This is a genomic window from Deltaproteobacteria bacterium (assembly GCA_029210625.1).
In the GTDB taxonomy this organism is placed as follows: Bacteria; Myxococcota; Myxococcia; order SLRQ01; family SLRQ01; genus JARGFU01.
In genome coordinates this window covers 331480-348921 of record JARGFU010000001.1, presented here as the reverse complement: position 1 = coordinate 348921, position 17442 = coordinate 331480, and the positions used below count along the sequence as shown (strand labels likewise).

Annotated in this window: 16 protein-coding genes; 7 read left to right on the top strand and 9 right to left on the bottom strand. The window is 72.9% G+C overall.

Going from position 1 to position 17442, the window contains the following annotated elements; genetic code table 11:
- Positions 1–62: 62 nt before the first annotated feature.
- Entirely contained in the window at positions 63–1946 is a 1884-nt protein-coding gene (locus tag P1V51_01480) for a histone deacetylase (protein MDF1561680.1), read from the top strand.
- A gap of 4 nt (positions 1947–1950) precedes the next feature.
- Here P1V51_01480 and P1V51_01475 read toward each other — a convergent pair whose 3' ends face one another.
- From P1V51_01475 to P1V51_01460, 4 genes are all read right to left on the bottom strand, one after another.
- Positions 1951–2664 (bottom strand): MBL fold metallo-hydrolase, encoded by a 714-nt coding sequence (locus P1V51_01475; GenBank protein MDF1561679.1) that lies wholly within the window; start codon positions 2662–2664, stop codon positions 1951–1953.
- Positions 2665–2871: 207 nt separating this feature from the next.
- Positions 2872–4416 (bottom strand): M20/M25/M40 family metallo-hydrolase, encoded by a 1545-nt coding sequence (locus tag P1V51_01470; protein ID MDF1561678.1) that lies wholly within the window; start codon positions 4414–4416, stop codon positions 2872–2874.
- Complete coding sequence (locus tag P1V51_01465) at positions 4413–5549, bottom strand: knotted carbamoyltransferase YgeW (GenBank protein ID MDF1561677.1); 1137 nt, start codon at positions 5547–5549, stop codon at positions 4413–4415. Before P1V51_01465 ends, P1V51_01470 begins: the two co-directional genes overlap by 4 nt.
- Before the next feature lie 55 nt (positions 5550–5604).
- Positions 5605–6132: a gamma carbonic anhydrase family protein gene (locus P1V51_01460; protein MDF1561676.1), complete on the bottom strand. Its 528-nt coding sequence runs from the start codon at positions 6130–6132 to the stop codon at positions 5605–5607.
- Here P1V51_01460 and P1V51_01455 point away from each other — a divergent pair.
- From P1V51_01455 to P1V51_01430, 6 genes are all read left to right on the top strand, one after another.
- On the top strand, positions 6131–7276 hold the full coding sequence (locus tag P1V51_01455) for a VCBS repeat-containing protein (GenBank protein MDF1561675.1): 1146 nt from the start codon (positions 6131–6133) through the stop codon (positions 7274–7276). The two genes, P1V51_01460 and P1V51_01455, sit on opposite strands and share 2 nt — an antisense overlap.
- A 54-nt stretch (positions 7277–7330) precedes the next feature.
- On the top strand, positions 7331–7765 hold the full coding sequence (locus P1V51_01450) for a hypothetical protein (GenBank protein ID MDF1561674.1): 435 nt from the start codon (positions 7331–7333) through the stop codon (positions 7763–7765).
- The gene (locus P1V51_01445) at positions 7762–9285 is read left to right on the top strand and encodes a GMC family oxidoreductase (GenBank protein MDF1561673.1); all 1524 of its coding nucleotides are present in this window, start codon (positions 7762–7764) and stop codon (positions 9283–9285) included. The genes P1V51_01450 and P1V51_01445 overlap by 4 nt, the downstream gene beginning before the upstream one ends.
- Positions 9286–9325: 40 nt before the next feature.
- Positions 9326–9859: a hypothetical protein gene (locus P1V51_01440; protein ID MDF1561672.1), complete on the top strand. Its 534-nt coding sequence runs from the start codon at positions 9326–9328 to the stop codon at positions 9857–9859.
- 7 nt (positions 9860–9866) lie between these two features.
- Positions 9867–10739: an NAD(P)-dependent oxidoreductase gene (locus P1V51_01435; GenBank protein MDF1561671.1), complete on the top strand. Its 873-nt coding sequence runs from the start codon at positions 9867–9869 to the stop codon at positions 10737–10739.
- Between the two features lie 80 nt (positions 10740–10819).
- Complete coding sequence (locus tag P1V51_01430; protein ID MDF1561670.1) at positions 10820–13009, top strand: hypothetical protein; 2190 nt, start codon at positions 10820–10822, stop codon at positions 13007–13009.
- Positions 13010–13019: 10 nt separating this feature from the next.
- Here the strand turns inward: P1V51_01430 and P1V51_01425 are convergent, their stop codons facing one another.
- Genes P1V51_01425 through P1V51_01405 form a run of 5 tightly spaced genes read right to left on the bottom strand, consistent with a single transcriptional unit; the run spans position 13020 to position 17425 of the window.
- Positions 13020–15185 carry a radical SAM protein gene (locus P1V51_01425; GenBank protein ID MDF1561669.1) on the bottom strand — a complete coding sequence of 722 codons (2166 nt, stop codon included), beginning with the start codon at positions 15183–15185 and terminating at the stop codon, positions 13020–13022.
- Between the two features lie 3 nt (positions 15186–15188).
- Positions 15189–15971, bottom strand: coding sequence for a hypothetical protein (locus tag P1V51_01420; protein ID MDF1561668.1), 783 nt, complete (start codon positions 15969–15971; stop codon positions 15189–15191).
- A gap of 17 nt (positions 15972–15988) precedes the next feature.
- Positions 15989–16519 carry a PEGA domain-containing protein gene (locus P1V51_01415; protein MDF1561667.1) on the bottom strand — a complete coding sequence of 177 codons (531 nt, stop codon included), beginning with the start codon at positions 16517–16519 and terminating at the stop codon, positions 15989–15991.
- Positions 16520–16556: 37 nt separating this feature from the next.
- Positions 16557–17135 carry a hypothetical protein gene (locus P1V51_01410; protein ID MDF1561666.1) on the bottom strand — a complete coding sequence of 193 codons (579 nt, stop codon included), beginning with the start codon at positions 17133–17135 and terminating at the stop codon, positions 16557–16559.
- Positions 17136–17161: 26 nt separating this feature from the next.
- Positions 17162–17425, bottom strand: coding sequence for a hypothetical protein (locus tag P1V51_01405; protein ID MDF1561665.1), 264 nt, complete (start codon positions 17423–17425; stop codon positions 17162–17164).
- Between the last annotated feature and the right edge of the window lie 17 nt (positions 17426–17442).

The window sequence follows — 17442 nt, the reverse complement described above, 5'->3', positions numbered from 1 at the left end:
GCGACCACCCCCCGCCATCGGCCATCCCCGTGAAGGGAAAAGGGGGTAGGCTCCAGGGCGCGATGATCGCCTCCTTCCTCGACCGCCGCCGGGCGCGCAGGCGCCTCGCCCGCGAGGTGAGCCTCTACTACCACCCGGGCTACGGGGCGGAGGCCCTCGGCGAGACGGCCCGGGCCGTCGGGATCGACGCCTTCCGGGGCGAGACCCTCCTGGGCACCCTCGCCCGGGAGAGGCTGGTGCGGCCGGAGGACCTGCGGGTGCCCCGGGCCATCAGCCTGCCCTCCCTGCGCAAGGTCCACTCCGAGGCGCACCTCGAGGCGGTCACCCACCCCGAGACCCTCGCCCGGATCTTCGGGCTGCCGACCGAGATGGTGCGGGTCGACGCGCTGCTGCGCTCCGCCCGCCTGGCCTGCGGGGGGACGGTGAGCGCGGCGCGCTCGCTGATCCACACCGAGCGGACGATCGCCGTGAACCTCGGCGGGGGCTTCCACCACGCCGAGCCCGAGCAGGGCAGCGGCTTCTGCATCTACAACGACGTCGCCGCGGCCATCCACATGCTGCGGGATCGGGCGGGGATCGGCCGGGTGGCCATCGTCGACCTCGACTACCACCAGGGCAACGGCAACCTCGTGGCCTTCGCCGCCGACGAGGAGGTGCTCACCCTCTCGGTCCACGGCTCGGTCTGGACCCACGTGGAGGCCGTGGCGGATCTCTCCCTCGAGCTGCCGCCGGGGACCGGTGACGCCGCCTACCTCGCGGCGCTGGAGGAGGTGGTCCTGCCGGCCCTCGAGCGCCACGCGCCCGAGCTCGTCTTCTACATCGCGGGCAACGACGTGCTGGCCGGTGACCGCCTCGGCGACTTCGCGCTGACCCTGGACGGGGTCTTCGAGCGCGACCGGCGGGTGGTGGAGTGCTGCCGCCGCCTGGGCCGGAAGCTGGTGATCACCCTCGGGGGCGGCTACCAGCGGCTGGCGGTGGAGGGCTGGGCCCGGCTCCTGCGCTGGATCCTCACCGATCGGCCGGTGGGCCGGGAGGCCTCCACCGAGGATCCCCGGCAGCGCTTCAAGCGAGTCTTCCGCAGCCTCGAGCCGGGCCGGCTCCAGACCGAGGCCAGCTCCGGCCTCCTCGGCCTGCGGGGCCTCGACGCGCCCCTCCAGCTGGATCTCTCCGACGTCCTCGACGACCTCTCGGCGCGGCCGCCGGCCCAGCGCTTCCTCGACTTCTACACCCTCTCCGGCATGGAGTACGCGCTGGAGCGCTACGGGATCCTCGACCAGATCCGCGAGCGGGGCTACCGCGACCTGCAGGCCTCGGGCGACTTCGCGGATCGCGGTCACCAGATCCTGCGCCTGCACGGCGTGGGCAAGCGCGACCCGGAGCGCGCCCGCCGCCTGCTGGTCGAGCTGGTCGCCTACCGCGCCTCGCTCCCGGCGCCCCCGGGCGATCCCCAGCAGGAGCAGGGGCTCGAGGTGCTCTGGGTCGAATGGCTCCTCCTCCAGGATCCCATGGCCTCCTTCTCCCTGGAGCGGCCGCCCCTGCCCGGCCAGCAGCACCCCGGCTTGGGGATCAGCGAGGAGGTGCTCATCGCCCTCTCCGGCATCTGCGTCCGCCTGGGCTTCGACGGGCTGCTCCACCGGCCGGCGCACTACCACAACGCCCTGGTGGGCTCGCGGCACTTCCGCTTCCTCGACCCCGAGATGGAGGGGCGCTTCGCCGCCCTGAAGGGACTCCTCGCCGGCCTCGACCTCGGCGAGGCCTCCCGGGCCGTCGATCAGGGAGAGATCCGGCTCGGGGACGGCAGGCCGCTGGTCTGGGACGCGGCCCACTTCTACCTGCCGGTGAGCCGCCGCCTGCGGGAGTTCTTCGAGAGCGAAGCCTACCGGCAGCGCTCGGAGGCGGCCCGGGTGGCCCTCCTGGAGGAGGGCCTGCACCGCGTCGAGGGCTGAGCCCTCAGGCGCCCAGCCGCTGCAGGCGGGCGAGGTGCCCCTCGAGGCCGCGGTCCACCCGGGGACCGTGCCCGGCGCAGAGCACCTTCAGCGGCGGCCCCTTCGCCAGGAAGGCGAGGGTGGCGCGGTGGCAGGCCTCGACGTCGAGGCTGTACTCGGGCCGCGCCAGGCGCAGCCAGCGCACGAGGCGCTGCACCGGGATCCCCGCGAGGATCGCGTCGCCGGTGAAGAGAGTGCCGCTCGCCTCGTGGAGGAACATCACCGAGCCCTCGGTGTGGCCGCCCACGTGCACCGCCTCGAAGCCCAGGCCGATGCTGCCCGCCTCGAAGGCCTCGTCCACGGTGGTGCGTGAGGGGTAGCGATCCTCGAGGTGGCAGAGGGCGTCGTGGTGGATCGGGGCGCCGCGGCGGGCCAGGCGGGGCGGCGGGACCTCCCCCTCGAGGATCACCGCGTCGGCCCGGTGGCAGTGGACCGGCGCCCGGAAGCGCTCGCGCAGGAAGGCGGCGTTCCCGGCGTGATCCGAGTGGCGGTGGGTGAGGAGGATGGCGTCGAGGTCCCCGGGCCCGGCCACGCCGAGGCGGCGCAGCCCCCAGAGCAGGGTCTGCCGCTCGAGGGCGTGGCCCGCGTCGACGAGGAAGGTGCGCCCCTCCCCGTCCCGCATCACCCAGACGTTGGAGATGCGGACGGGGCCGACGAGGCTCGAGGTTGCGGTGGGCATCGAGGGGGCAGCATAGCGCGGTGTGGGGAGCGGCGCCGGTGAAGGGTGGGGCGGCATGCCGAGGGCTGTGAGCTGCGAGCTACGAGCAACTTGGTTCACCGCTGGGAAACAGGCTCCCGGGTGCCCGGTTCAGATCCGAACACCTGGTTGCTCACAGCTCACAGCTCGAAGCCACGAAGCTGAGCTCCGCGGCTCCGAGCCGCCGCCCTACTCCGCTCCGAAGAAGACCGACGGAAACCGAGCCAGGAACGCGATCGCTCGCTCCAGCTCCCGCGCGTCGACGCACTCGCCGATCTTGTGGGTGTTCTGCTCGATGCCCGGGCCGCAGCCGAACATCGCCGGGTGCTTCACCTCGCCGGAGACCACCCACTGCTTGGTGGCCGGCACGGCGATCGTGGTGTCGTCCTTGGGCACCGGGAAGCCGACGCCGTCGGTGGAGAAGATCCAGCGGTCCACCCGCGGCTCGCGCCGCAGGGTCGCGCCGGTCTGCGCGGCCTCCTCGGGGATCGCCGGCGTGACGACCTCCCGGTAGGCGGTCACCGCGGCCTCGATCGCCGGGTGCTCCTCGGGGGTCGCCCAGCCCGGATAGATCTGGGCGTTGCCCGGGCGGTAGCCCTTCCAGGTCGGCTGGTCGTAGGTGGGCACGGTGATGTTCACCGTCAGGCCCGCCTCCCGGGCAGCCTTCACCGCGGGCAGCCCCTCGACGTCGGCCACCGCGACCTCCGCGCTCTCGCCGACGGTCAGGCGGCGATCGAAGCGGAAGACGAAGCGCTCGGGCACGGCGCAGTCGCTCGGGGTGTCGAGCTTGGCCCACGAGGCGGTGCGGGTGCCGTGGCCCAGGAAGGCGTCGTCGAGGAAGCCCTCGCGGGCGTCGTAGGCCCGGGCCGCCTCGACCAGGATCGCCGCGCCGAACTCGAGGGGGTTCTTCCCCTCCCAGGGCATCGAGCCGTGGCAGGAGCGGCCGATCACCTCGACCTCGATCTGCATGCGGCCGCGCTGCCCCCGGTAGATGCCCAGGGCGCCCTTGTTCGCGTCGCCGGTGCCCTCGGTGAGGATCACCACGTCGGGGATGAGCTCGGGACCGGCGCCCGGCCACTCCTCCTTCACGATGTACATCGGGCCGCCGCCGTCGTTGTCCTCCTCGGCCGCCGAGGCGTAGGCCCGCACGATGCAGCCGCGCAGGGCGCCCTCGGGGGCGAGCTCGAGGAGGATGCGGGTGGCGAGCACCTCGCTGACCACGCCCGAGAGCTGGTCGGCGGTGCCGCGGCCGAAGACGAGGTGCTCCCACTCCCCGTCGGGGGGCAGGTAGCCCAGCTCGGAGCGCAGGAAGGCGCGGTCGAGCTTCTCGGGGTCGACCAGGCCGTCGTAGGCGTCGAGGCCGCCGCCGGTCTTCTGCCGCCACTGCGGGCGCAGGGCCTGCACGGTGTCGCTGTGGCCGTCGAGGTAGATCACCTTCTTCTCGGCGGCCGGGATGCCGTCGTCCTCGTCCTGCACCTGCCAGACCAGGTTGCCGAAGCCGTCGAAGAAGACGTCCTCCTCCCGGCGCACCGCGCCGATCTCGACGATGCGGCGCTTGAGGTACTCGAGGCGGGGGCCCTCGTGGTTGGAGAGGCCGCAGGCGGGATCGCCGCCCTCGTCCACCGGACGGTCGACGAAGTCGGCGGGGATCCGCACGACCTCGGCCAGGATCTCCACGGCCAGCGCGCGGTCGCGCGCGGCCAGCTCCATCACCCTCTTCGCGAGCTCGCTCACGCCTTCATCTCCTGCCGCAGGGCGTCCATCTTCGCCGCGAGGCCCGGGACCTTGGCGGCGGCGAGGAGGGCCATGATCACGTAGACCTTGCCGTTGGCCTCCTCGGCGAGGGAGACCCGGTACTGCTCGAGCACGCCGCTGGAGGCCTCGGCGCCGATATCCGCCGGCAGGCAGTGCATGTAGAGGGGGTCGGCGGCGGCCTTGGCCAGCCGCTCCTCGTTGCAGATCCAGTCGCGGTGGCGGGCGTTCTGATCCAGCGCCCGCGCCTCGATCTCGGCGAGGTCGGCGCGGTCCTTCGCGGCGAGGCGCTCCTCCATCAGCTCCATCGGACCCCAGCTCTTGGGGTAGACCACGTCGGCGCCCTCGAAGGCGGCGTCCATGGAGTCGACGATCTCGAAGCTGCCGCCGCCGGCCTTCGCGCCGGCCTCGGCCTTCTGCAGGGCCTCGTCCATCAGGCGGTAGCCCGGCGGGTGCGCCAGCACCACGTTGGCGCCGAAGCGGGGCAGCAGGGTGATCAGGCCCTGGGGCACCGAGAGGGGCTTGGCGTAGGAGGGCGAGTAGGCCCAGGAGACCGCGATCTTCTTGCCCTGCACGCCGCCGAAGCGGTGCCGCAGGTGGAGCAGGTCCGCCAGGGTCTGGGTCGGGTGATCGTAGTCGCACTGCAGGTTCACGATGGGCACGCAGCGCTTGTCGTCGGTCGCCTTCAGGTAGTCGCTGATCCCCTTGAGGATGTCGCCGATGAAGGCCCGGCCCTGGTGGAGGATCAGGTCGTGGCGCACGCCGAGGGCGTGGGCGTTCATGCCCAGCATCGCGCCGGTCTCCTCGGCGGTCTCGCCGTGGGCGACCTGGGTGCTGCTGCCGTCGACGATCACCGGCTGCATCCCGAGGCGGGCGGCGGCGCCGGCCCAGGCCGAGCGGGTGCGCGTCGACTGATCGAAGAAGAGCGCGTAGGCCAGCTCGTTGGGGCAGAGGGGCGCGCGCACGCCGGCCCGATCGAGGGCCCAGAAGGCGTCGGCGAGATCCAGGATCGCGCCCAGGGAGTCGGTGTCGAAGTCGCCGGTGACCTGCAGGCTGCGGCCCTCGAGGGCCGCGAGGAGGGTCGGGTTCAGCTCGGGAAAGGCGGGGTTTGCCATGGTGGGTTCCTCGAAGGGGGAAGGCACCGGGCTATACCACCGGACGCCGAGGAAATCAGCGGGCAGAAGAGGTGCCCGGGAGGGCGTAGGCCGGCAGGAGCTCCAGGTAGTTGAGGGCCCCCTGGACGATCTCCTGGCGGTCCAGCTCGGTGAGCTCCCGCACCACCCGGGCCGGCCGGCCCATGATCATCACCCCCTCGGGGAAGACCTTCCCCGGGGTGACCAGGCTGCCGGCGGCCACGTAGCTCCAGGGCGAGATCTTGGCGTCGTCCAGGAGGATGGACCCCATGCCGATGAGGCAGTCGTCGCCGACCTGGCAGCCGTGGAGCAGCGCCAGGTGACCCACGGTGACCCGGTCCCCGATCAGGGTGGGGGAGCGGCCCCCGGTGACGTGCACCACCGCGTTGTCCTGGATGTTGGTCCGGGCGCCGATCCGGATCGGGCCGACGTCGCCGCGGATCGACGCCCCCGGCCAGATGCTGCTCTCGGGGCCGACCACCACGTCGCCGGCCAGAAAGGAGCGCTCGTGCACGAACGCGCTAGAATCGACCGTCGGGAAGATGTCTCTGAAGGACTGCAGCATGATCGGGCGTTCTATCGCCTCTCTGGCGCTGGGGGGGAGCCTCCTGCTCGCCGTGGCCTGCCCGCACCCCCCCGAGGGGCTCTTCGAGCGGGTGCAGCGGGCCCGGATCCTCGCCGACCGGCCCACCTCGGTGCACGCGAGCGACCTGAACGCTGACGGCTGGCTGGACGTGGTGGTGGGCTCGGACTCCGACACCCCCATCTCGATGCGCACCAACCAGGGGGACGGCCGCCTGGGGATCGCCCTGCGCCTGCGCCTGGACACCAGCGAGCAGGTCATCGATCTGCAGGCCCTGAACCGCAGCGCCCGGGGGCCGACCGTGGCGGTGCTCCTCTCGTCCGGGGTCGCGCTCCTGACGGATCCGAGGGGCGAGGGCTTCTCGGTCCCGCCCGACGGCCGGGTGGCGCGCTGCCAGGACTGCGGGGCCTTCGTGGCCGGGGACTTCAACGGGGACGGGGATGACGACCTCCTGGTCGCCGGCGCCCTGGTGAGCGACCACTACCCCGGGCCGGGCCTGGACTCGGTCCAGCTGCCCCGTCCGCCCCGCCTCGGGGTGCCGCCGGCGCCGCGGGCGGTGGACCTCGACCGGGACGGCACCGACGACCTCATCGCCACCCGCGAGCTGCTCACCGGCACCGAGGGGGTGCTCCTCTTCGGCTCGGACACCGGGGCCTTCACCCCCCTCGCCCTGCCGCCGGGGATCGAGCTGGCCTCGGTGCTGGGGGCCGCCGAGGTGGACGGGGACGGCCTCCTCGACCTGGTCTTCGCCGCCCCGGGGATCCTCGGCGTGGTCCTCGCCGACGGCGGCGCCTACGACCAGATCTTCACCGCCTCGCTGCCCGAGCTCGATCCGATCAGCCTCGAGGTCCTCGACGCCGACGGCGACGGGCACGACGACCTCGCGGTGGGCTCGGCCGATCACCGGGTGTGGATCTACCTGGGGAGCGGGGGCGGGAGCTTCCTGCGCCCGGCGGACCTCGAGCTGCCCGGCCCGCCGGTGGATCTCCACCACGGCGATCTCGATCAGGACGGCCAGGACGAGCTGCTGATCGTGACCCCCACCGTGGGGGAGGAGCAGGCGCAGCTGCACGTCTACCGCGGCGGCGACCTCGAGGAGGACGTGACCCTCCTCCAGCTCTTCTGAGGTCGGACGCGCGTCTATCGCCGCGCGCGGGTCCCGGGTAACCTCGATCCTGCGATGGCGAGCACCGTCCTCTCTCGCGGCCAGCGCCGCACCGCCGAGGCCGTGACCGAGGCCCTCTTCGCGAGCGAGGAGGGGGCCCCGCCCCCCGCGCGGGTCACCTTCGTGGTCGATGCCCTCGAGGGCTTCCTCCTCGCCGCGGGCCCGAGCACCCTGCGCCTCTACCGCTGGATGCTGCGGGTGGCCGGGCTCGTGGCGCCGCTCCTGATCTTCCGCCTGCCGGGCCTCGCCCGCCTGCCCCTCGAGCGGCGGATCCACGCCCTGGAGCGCCTGGAGTCCGGCCCCCTGGCGGCGGTGATGTGGGGCCTGAAGGCCATGCTCTGCACCGCCTACTGGGAGGAGCCCTCGGCCGCCAGGGAGATCGGCTTCGACGCCCGCTGCCTGCTCGCGGAGGGGGACGAGGCGCGGCCGCAGGAAGGGGCGTCTCCGTGAAGGTCCACGACGGGCGGGCGCACGCGGGTGACCTCGAGCTCTCCTGCGATCTGGTGATCATCGGCTCGGGGGCCGGGGGCGCGGTGGTCGCCGCCGAGGCCGCCGAGGCCGGGCAGGACGTGATCGTCCTGGAGGAGGGCGGCCACGTCCCCGCCTCCGAGTACGCCGGCTACAGCACCCTCGAGTCGATGCAGGCGCTCTTCCGGGGCGGCGGCACCACCTTCGCCCTGGGCGTCGGGCGCTCCCCCTTCATCAACGTGACCATGGGCCGCTGCGTCGGAGGCTCCTCGGTGATCACCGGCGGCGTCTGCTTCCGCACCCCCGAGCACATCACCGACACCTGGGTGAAGGAGCGGCGCCTGAAGGGCCTGTCCTCGAGGGCCCTCGAGCCCTACTTCGAGGAGGTCGAGAAGGCGATCCACGTCGAGACGGTCCCCGAGGAGATGCGCTCGGGCAGCACCCTGCTCTTCGGCAAGGGCGCGGCCGCCCGCGGGCACCCCCTCGAGCCCATCCGCCGCAACACCGAGGGGTGTCATGGCTGCGGGCGCTGCAACTTCGGCTGCCCTCACCAGGCCAAGCGCTCGGTCGACCTGAACTATCTGCCGCGGGCGGTGGCCGCCGGCGCCCGGATCCACTCGGGCTGCCTGGTCGAGAAGATCACCCACGCCAAGGGAAGGGCCACCGGGGTGGTGGGCCGCCTCCTCGGCGGGCGAGGCGACGCGCCGCGGGGGCGCCTGCGCGTGAAGGCCCGGCGGGTGGTGCTCGCCGCCGGCTCCTACCACGGCCCCCTCGTGCTCCAGAAGAGCGGCCTGGTCGGGCCCTCGGGGCAGGTCGGCCGCAACATGACCCTCCACCCGGGCTTCCGGGTGATGGCCCGCTTCGACGAGCCGGTGCGGGGCTGGGCGGGCTCGCTCCAGGCGGCCTACAGCGACGCCTTCGAGCACGAGCGCTTCACCATGATCGGCCTCTTCCTGCCGCCGGGGGTGCTGGCGGCGACCCTGCCGGGGGTCGGGCCGGGGCACCTGCACCACGCCCGGCACATCCCCAACCTGGCGGTCTTCGGCGGGATCATCCACGACGAGGGCGGCGGCCGGGTGCGGCGGGGGTTGGGCCGCGAGCCCTTCGTGACCTACCGGATGGCGCCCGAGGACCTCGCGGTGGTGCCCAAGATCCTGCGGGAGATGGGCGAGATCTACCTCGCCGCCGGGGCGAAGGAGCTCTTCCTGCCCATCCTGGGGCTGGGGGGCGTCAGCCCCGAGCGCTTCCGCTCCCTCGACCTCGAGAAGGTGAAGCCCCGGGACCTCGAGTGCAGCTCCCAGCACCCCCTGGGCACCTGCCGGATGGGCGAGAGCGAGAAGAGCTCGGTGGTCGACGAGCAGGGCAAGCTCTGGGGCCTCGAGGACCTCTACGTGGCCGACGGCAGCATCGTGCCGAGCTCCCTCGGGGTGAACCCGCAGCTGACCATCATGGCGATGGCCCTGAAGGTCGCCCGGGGGATGCTGGAGGTTCCGCTCTCGTAGGTGGGTGCGATCTTCTCCGGGATCCGGTATGGATCGAGCGATGGTGCTCTGCAGCAGACGGCTCGGCGTGAGCCTCCTCCTGGCGATGACGCTCGCGCTGCCGCTCTCGGCCTCGGCCGCCGGCGGGAAGAAGGCGAAGCGTCCCCGGACCCAGGCCCCCAAGAGCCTCTGCGCCGAGGCCGGCCGCGCCTACTTCCAGCGCCTGCCGCCGGCCCCGGTCTGGCCGCGCTACGAGGCCATGGAGGTCGCCTTCACCGAGGGCAAGGGAGGCACCTGCGAGCTGCGCATGGTGACCACCCAGAAGGAGTCCCTCGAGCTGATGACCTATCGCGCGACCTGCACCAAGGGCCGCGCGGCCTACAAGTGTCAGGGCGAGGGCCAGAGCGGCACGAGCTGGTTCCAGTTCTCGGGGCAGGGTGAGGCCCGGCGCCTGATCTGGCACCTGTCGGATCCCGGCCTGACCCTGACCGGGCTGGGCAACCGCGACGCCACCGATCGACTCCGCACCTACCGGGGGACCATCACCATCGAGCTGGTGATCTCCCGTGACACCCAGGCCGACGGCCAGTCGTAGTTCGACCATGACGAAGGAAAGCGTCGCTCTCCTCGGAACCGGGATCATGGGCGCGGCCATGGGGCGCAACCTCCTGAAGGCCGGCCACCCCCTGCGAGTCTGGAACCGCACCCCGGAGAAGGCGGCCAGCCTCGCCGCGGACGGAGCCGTGGTCTCCGCCTCGATCGAGGAGGCCCTGGAGGGCGCCACGGTGGTGCTCACCCTCCTCGCCGACGGCCCGGCCACCCGCGAGGTGATGAACGCCGAGCGCGTCGCCGGCCTGGCGCCAGGGGTCCTCTGGATCCAGTCGGCGACGGTGGGGGTGCCCGAGGTGACCGAGCTCTCCCTCCTCGCCCGGGAGCACGGGGTCGCCTTCGTCGACGCGCCGGTCCTGGGCACCCGGGCTCCGGCCGAGGCCGGGACGCTGACCCTCCTCGCCTCCGGCGAGGCCTCCACGCGCGAGCGCGCCGCGCCGATCTTCGAGGCGGTGGGCAGCCGCACCCTCTGGGTGGGGGAGGCCGGCGCCGGCACCCGCCTGAAGCTGGTGGTGAACAACTGGATCGTCGGGCTCACCGGCGTCCTCGGCGAGAGCCTGGCCCTCGCCGGCGAGCTCGAGCTCGATCCCGCGCTCTTCTTCGAGGCCATCGAGGGAGGGGCGCTCGACCTGCCCTACGCCCGGATGAAGGGCGAGGCGATGCTGGCGCGGGACTACCCGACCTCCTTCCCGCTGCGCCTGGCCCGCAAGGACGCCCGCCTGATCGACGGCGCCGCCCGCCACGCCACCCTGCCCCTGCTGATCACCCGCGCGGTCGAGCACTACCTCTCGATCGCCCAGCAGGAGGGCCACGGGGACGCCGACTTCTCGGCCGTCTTCGAGGCCATCCGGGCCGCACGCAGCTAGCCCGACGCGCTCGAGGCAGGCTTCGCTTTTCTTTTCCCGCTGCTTCTGGTGAGGTGCAGGGGATGTGTTCCAAGGAAAGGATGCCCGGCACTGGGGAGCGCCGGCTCCTCATGCTGGAGTTCGTGACCCACGAGCGGTGGGTCTTCGACAGCCGGCTCTACCCCCTGATCAAGGGCGGCTTCGAGGCCTACGGCCAGGAGGCCCGCTGGCTCTGCTTCGGCGCCCAGATCTCCATCGTGAAGGTGGGGGAGAAGGAGGTCCTGCAGCTGATCGACCTCCCGCCCGAGGACCTGGAGACCCTGCGCCGGCACCTGCGCGAGCTCGAGCCGACCCACGTCCTGATGAGCCACCCGGTCACCGAGGCCACCCTGGAGGTCCTCCGGGAGGCCGGGGAGGTCGCGCTGGCCAGCGTCTCGGACCACTCGGCGCCGCCGGGGGTCGTGCCCCTCTGGCGCCCCGAGTCGATGGTCACCGAGGACCTCGACGCCCTCGGGATGAGCGACGCGGACAAGCGGCTCTACGAGAAGCTCGGCGGCACCCTCTTCAACTGGATGCAGAGCCGCACCGACTGGCTCCTGCGGTGGATGGGCGAGGACCCGGCCACCAACCCGGACTTCGGCAAGTACTTCCTGGGGACCTTCGAGCCCTCCTTCGACGTGATCATGGCGAACGAGCGCTCGCGCGCCTACGCCCCGCACCTCCCCCTGGTCGGCGGCGTCACCTGCGACCACTTCCGCACCGTGAAGGACAACCCCTACTTCGAGGGGCTCGATCTCTCGGACTGCCAGCACGATCACGGCTGCTCCTACTGCACCTGGTACCGCGGACCCACGAGCGACATGCACGCCGATCCGGTCGAGGCGGCCATGGTGCAGCTGCGGCGGCTGGTGGAGACGGGCGGCGAGGACGGCCGCCACCAGGGCTACATCGACCTCCTCGACATCCGCCTCTTCACCCAGCTCGAGCGCTTCGCCGAGCAGGTCTGCACGCTGCCCCTGCGGCCCACCACCTTCTGCTTCGAGCCGCGCATCGACCGGCTGGTGCAGGTCGAGCCCGCCCTGCGCAAGGCGCTGCCGAAGCTGGCCGAGAAGGGGCACGGGGTCCTCCTCTTCCGGATGGGGGCCGAGAACCTCATCGAGGAGGAGAACATCCTCTTCAACAAGTACGTCACCCTCCAGCAGATCGACGAGGGCAGCCGCTTCCTGCGGGAGTTCGCCGCCGAGTTCCCCGACAACTTCGAGTTCGATCCCACCTGGGGCTACATCACCTGCTCGCCCTGGACGACCCTCGACATGTTCGAGACCGGGATCGAGCGGGCCATCGAGCGCGGCTTCGAGCCCCTGGGGGTCTGGCTCTACACCCCGATCCTCTTCTACCGGGGCTCGCCGATCACCAAGCTCGCGGAGTCGAAGGGGGACATCCTCCAGACGCAGTTCGCCGACCTCTCCCTGCTCTACGAGGCCTCGGTGAACAACGTGTCCTTCGACACCTTCCTGCCCTGGCGCTTCCTCGATCCGCGCACCGGCTGGGCCTTCGCCCTGGTCGTGCGCTTCTGCGCCGCCGCGATGCGGGACAAGTACTCCGACTCCCTCTTCGATGGGGATGCCCTCTACGAGAGGATCTGCGGCTGGGAGGCCGAGGGCCTGCCCCTCGATCGTCCGGACCTCTTCGCCCTCGAGGCCATCGCCGCGGTCCGCGCGGCGAGCGAGGCCGCGGGGGTCGACGAGGCCCACCCGCCCGAGCTCGCGCCGCTGGCCGAGGAGGCGAAGGGGCCCTACCGGGTGAAGGTCGAGGCGGCCCTCGAGGCCGAGCGGCGCGCCTGGCGCACCGACGCGTCCGGGGAGGAGGCGAAGGAGGCCTCCGCCGACCCCGCGTCCGCCGGGGATCCGGATCCGGAGGCCGACCTCGACCCCGCCCTGCAGGCCGAGCTGCGGCGCGCGCGGGTGCTGCAGCGGGTGGCGCAGGCGGTGCGAGAGAAGCTCGGCCCGGTGGTGGCGGGGCTCGAGGTGCTCCAGGCCCTCCCGGTGACCGGCGAGGCGAGCGTGGCCCTCACGATCACCCTCGAGGGTCAGCGCTACGAGCTCCGGCTCGACGACCCGACCAGCGGGCGGCCCTGCTTCTTCCGCACCGAGCACTTCCTGGTCTCCTACGTGAAGGAGACCCCCCTGGAGAGCCAGGCCCACCAGCGCACCGTGAAGAGCTTCCTGCGCGCCGTCGACCGGGTGGCGAGCCGCCACGCGCCCTACGCGCTGCCGGGCTCGCCGGCCTGAAGCGCTCGCCTCAGTCGCTCCAGCGCAGCCGCCAGTCGAGGCGGCCGCCGACCCGCCGGGCGACGGAGGCCGCCTCCAGGCCCTCGGCCCAGCGCTCCAGCGTGCCGGCCCCCGGCGGGGTCCCGGCGAGCTCCTCCATGGCCAGGAGGATCGGCCCGGCGCAGACCTCGGCCACCTTGTCGTGGTGGTCGTGGCTGTACCAGAGCCCCAGGTCGCCCACCCGCTTGAAGTAGGACTGGCCCTGGAGGCAGCGGGCGACGTGGAAGCGGTAGCGCGGCTCGGGGCGCTCCTTCGGCGCGACCTCGATGGTCAGGGCGCCGGAGGGATCGCCGCCCCCGCCGCGCGCCTCCCGGCCGCCGCCTCCCTGCGCGCGCCAGCCCGCGCCCTCGTCCCGGGCGGCGAGGCCGCCCCCGGCGCCCTGCCAGGCGGAGAGGTCGCTGGCCTCGATCCCGAGCGCCGAGAGCAGGGCGCGCAGGTCCTCAGCGCCGGCGCCGGCCTCGACCTCCAGGCCGAGGGAGGGCGGCGCCCCGGCGCGATCGCCACCGTGGGCGAGGAGCTCGGCCTTCACTCCGCCCGGGCCCTCGAGGGAGAGGTGCAGGCCGCGATCCTCGTCCACCGAGAGGCCCACGCTGGCGAAGGGCCCCAGGCCGCCGAGGCCCGGCCAGAGCGCCTCGCCCAGGCGGGGCGAGAGCGCGGCGTAGAGGCGCCCGAGGTGATCGTCGAAGAAGGTGTCCTCGGCCCAGCGCTCGGGGGGCGGCGGCACCAGGGTGGCGAGGTGGCGCAGGGCCCGCGCGAGGAGCGCCGGGGGCGGCGCGTCGCCCAGGGGCCGCACGTCGAGGTAGTCGACCAGGGCGAAGGGCGGGCGCAGGGAGGGCACGCCGAGGTGGAGATCGAGGGGCGCGCCGTCGATCTCCAGGCGCACGACCAGCACCGGCGGGCCCTCGCTCCAGGCGTCGACGAGGCGGATCGACCCGGTGTCCAGCTCCTTCAGCGCGGAGAGGAGCTCCTCCTCCGGATAGCGCAGCCCGCCGAGGAAGGTGTTCAGGGCCTCGACCCTCCCCACCCCGTCGGTGCTCGCGCCGAGGGGCGCGAGGACCTCGGCCGCTCCCCGCCGCCGGGTGGGGAGGGGCAGGCCGTCGAGGGCCGCCGGGGCGACGCCCTCCGGGCGATAGGGGGTGGGGCGCTGCTCGCGATCGGGGCCGAAGCCCGGGTGATCCCAGTGCACGCGCTCGAAGCGGCACATGGGGGCCAGCGCGCAGGCGCGGCAGACCCACCGGTAGGGGTGCAGGCGCATCACCGACGCGAGGTCCCGCGTGATCGAGGCCGAGGCCTCGTCGATGGAGATCCGGTCGGCCTCGGCGTGGTTGAAGGTGAGGCGGGTGCCCTCGTAGACGTACTGGGCGTCGAGGGAGCGGTGCTCCTCCCCCTCGGGCAGGAGGCAGAGGGGCACCTTCACGAAGCCCAGGGGGATGCCCTCCGGCTGGCTCTCGACGAAGGCCGCGATCTCCTCTCGCCGCGCGGGCAAAGGATCGAGGACGCGGTCCAGGCCGATGTCGTAGGTCCGGGCCGGCAGGAGGCTCGCCAGGCGCATCCGCCAGGGGGCGCCCTCGAGGGCCTCGCGCAGGGTGTCGCGCATCTCCTCGAGGCGGCCGACGTTCAGCGCGAAGACGTCGGACTCGGTGGAGATGGGGAGGGGCCGCTCGGGGTGGGCGAGGTTGTAGTCGCGCACCCGGCGCAGGCCCGCGAGGATCAGCTCGAAGCCCTTGGGGCTGATCCGCGCGCCGCGGGCGAAGGTCTCCGCGTCGGGGAAGTGGAAGGAGACGGCCACCCCCGCGCAGCCAGCCTCGGCGAGCTCCTCGACCACCCCCTCCCGGGCCAGGGCCTGGCCGTTCGTGAAGACCACCGCCTTCAGGCCGAGGCTGGAGGCGTAGGCGACGATCTGCGGCACGTCGCGCCGCATGAGGATCTCCTTGCCGCAGAGGACCACCTGCTCGGCGTGGCCGGCGGTGGCCCGCAGGAGCTCCTTGACGCGCTCGAGGTCGGGCTCGGTGGCGTTGTCCCGGGCCTCCTCGTAGCAGAAGAAGCAGCGCTGGTTGCAGCGGTGGGTGAGGGTGATCTCGGTCCAGTCGACCACCCGGGGCAGCTCGCTCTCTGCGGGGCGCGGGCCTTCAGCCACCGGCTACTCCAGGAAGTCCAGGTCGACGGTGCCGCCGAAGAGGTTCTCGGCCTGGCCGTCGCAGGCCGCGTGGAACTCGATCGTCTCCATGTTGATCGAGATGGTCGAGCCGCTGCCGACCTCCTGGAGGGTCGCCTGACCGTCGATGGGGTTGAGCCGGCAGTCGGGGGAGATCACGGCAGAGGTGATCGCCAGCTGCACCACGTCGGTGCCCGTGACGCCCTGCTGGGTGCTGGTCACGGTCGTCGTGTCGTCGGAGGGGTCGTCGGGGGTGCCCGCGGTGTCGACCTCGAGCACGTAGGTCGACTGCGCGGCCACCGCGATCTCGCCCCGCACCTCGACGTCCTGACCCACGTAGCTGATGTCCACCCGGTCGCCCGTCTGGCTCACCACCACCGAGGTCGCGCTGACGGCGACGACGTCCCGGCCCTCGGAGGTGGCGTTCACGAACTGCGAGGTCATCGTGGCGCTGGTGGCGTCCGTCCACTGCCCGGTCACGCTCACCGTCCCGCTGGCCACCCCGCCCAGGGGCAGCGGGCAGCCGGCGCCCAGGTCGATCGAGACCTCGCCGCTGCAGGGGAAGGCCGCGCAGGCGGTGACGACGGTCGCGCAGGCCGAGCCGCCGTTCATGGCCTGGAGGGCGATGGAGGCGGTCTGGGCCACCGAGGTGCTCGAGGCCAGGGCCACCTCCAGGCTGCGGAGGTCCTCCTCTCCCTCCGAGCCGCCGGGGCCGCAGGCCGCCAGGCCGAGGGCGAGCAGGGGAGCGATGAGGGTGCCGTTGCGCATGGGATCTTCTCCTCGAATCAGGGGACGTCGGGCGGCGCCACCAGCGGGGGCGCCGAGAGCTCGGGGGGCGGCTCGAGGCCCTCCCCCGGGGGGGGAGCGGGGAGCGCCTCCACCGGGGCGGTGGGGGAGGGCAGGGGGGCGCCGGGCGGCGCGGCGGCCGGGTAGGGGCTCGGCGGCGCGGCGGCCGGCAGGCGGGGGCGCAGGTCGAAGTGGACCTCGTTGTTCTTGATCTCGAACATGCTGTCCGAGAGGTAGTCGACGCCCCAGCAGATGAAGTTGAAGAGGTTGCAGAAGGCCACGGTCTGCACCCGGCGCAGGACCCGCTGCGACTCGTCCTCGTAGCCCTCGAGGCGGATCTTCAGGGCGTTCGGCGTGCCGAGGTCCTGGACCACGAACTGCACGGGGGTCTGGCCCATCGGGGCGCCGTTGAGGAAGACCGAGGCGCCGGCGGGGGTGCTCGTCACCGTCATCGTGTGGTGGTTGTGGCCGAGGATGGTTGCGCAGCCGGCCTGGAAGAGGACGGCGCAGACCAGGATGTACCGCGGCATGTTTCCCCCGTGGGCGTGAACGAAGCGAACGAGACGGTCAGTGTACCGCCGCTTCCGCCTCTCTCGATAGGGCGGCCTCGATCGCCGCGTCGAGCGCCTCGCGGGGGACGGTGAGCCGCTCGCGGCAGCGCTCGAAGTTCTCCTCCAGGGCCCGGGGGGAGCGCTCGAGCTCGGCGAGGGGCGTGTCGAGGGTCGCGAAGGTGAAGCCCTCGTGGTGGACGCAGGTGCTCTCGATCACCGGCAGGGCCCCGCAGGCCATCGCCTCGAAGAAGCGGTAGGTCCAGACGAAGTCACCGTCGGGGCAGAGCACGAAGAGGCTGCGGCAGAGGGTGTCGTAGTAGTCCGGATCCCAGGCCTTCACCGGGAAGCGCCGCCCCCGGCTGGAGGCGAAGAGCGAGAGGCCCGGGTAGGCCATCGCCTCCGGGAGGAGGGGCCGGCGGCCGGCGAGGCGGTGAGACGCCGTGGCGAGCCAGCGGGAGGGGCCGCGCCGGGTCGCCGGGTCGAGGGCCTCGCGGTGCCGCTCGAACCACTGGCGCAGCGTCTCGTTGCGGCTCGGCGTTCGCAGGCCGGAGAAGGAGAAGTGCAGGTCCCGCTCCTCGCGCCACCGTGCGCGCAGGTGATCGAAGAGCGCCCGGGGGAAGATCAGCGGCCGGGAGAGCTCGCCCAGGGCCGTCCGGGGCGCCTCGTGATCGAGGGTGACGCCGCGCAGGGTGGGTGTCCCTCCTCGAGGGGCTCGACCGCGGTGGGGAAGAAGCGGTCGAGGTAGCGGAAGGTCGGCAGCGCCGCGGCGGGCAGGCGAAGGCGGTGCGAGGACTCGCCGAGGGCCTGGACGAGGCGCAGGGCCTGGATGAGGTGGAGGGGCAGGTCGACGGTGAAGTCGAGCCCACGCTCGGGACGCGCGCTCATCCCCGGGTCATGCCAGG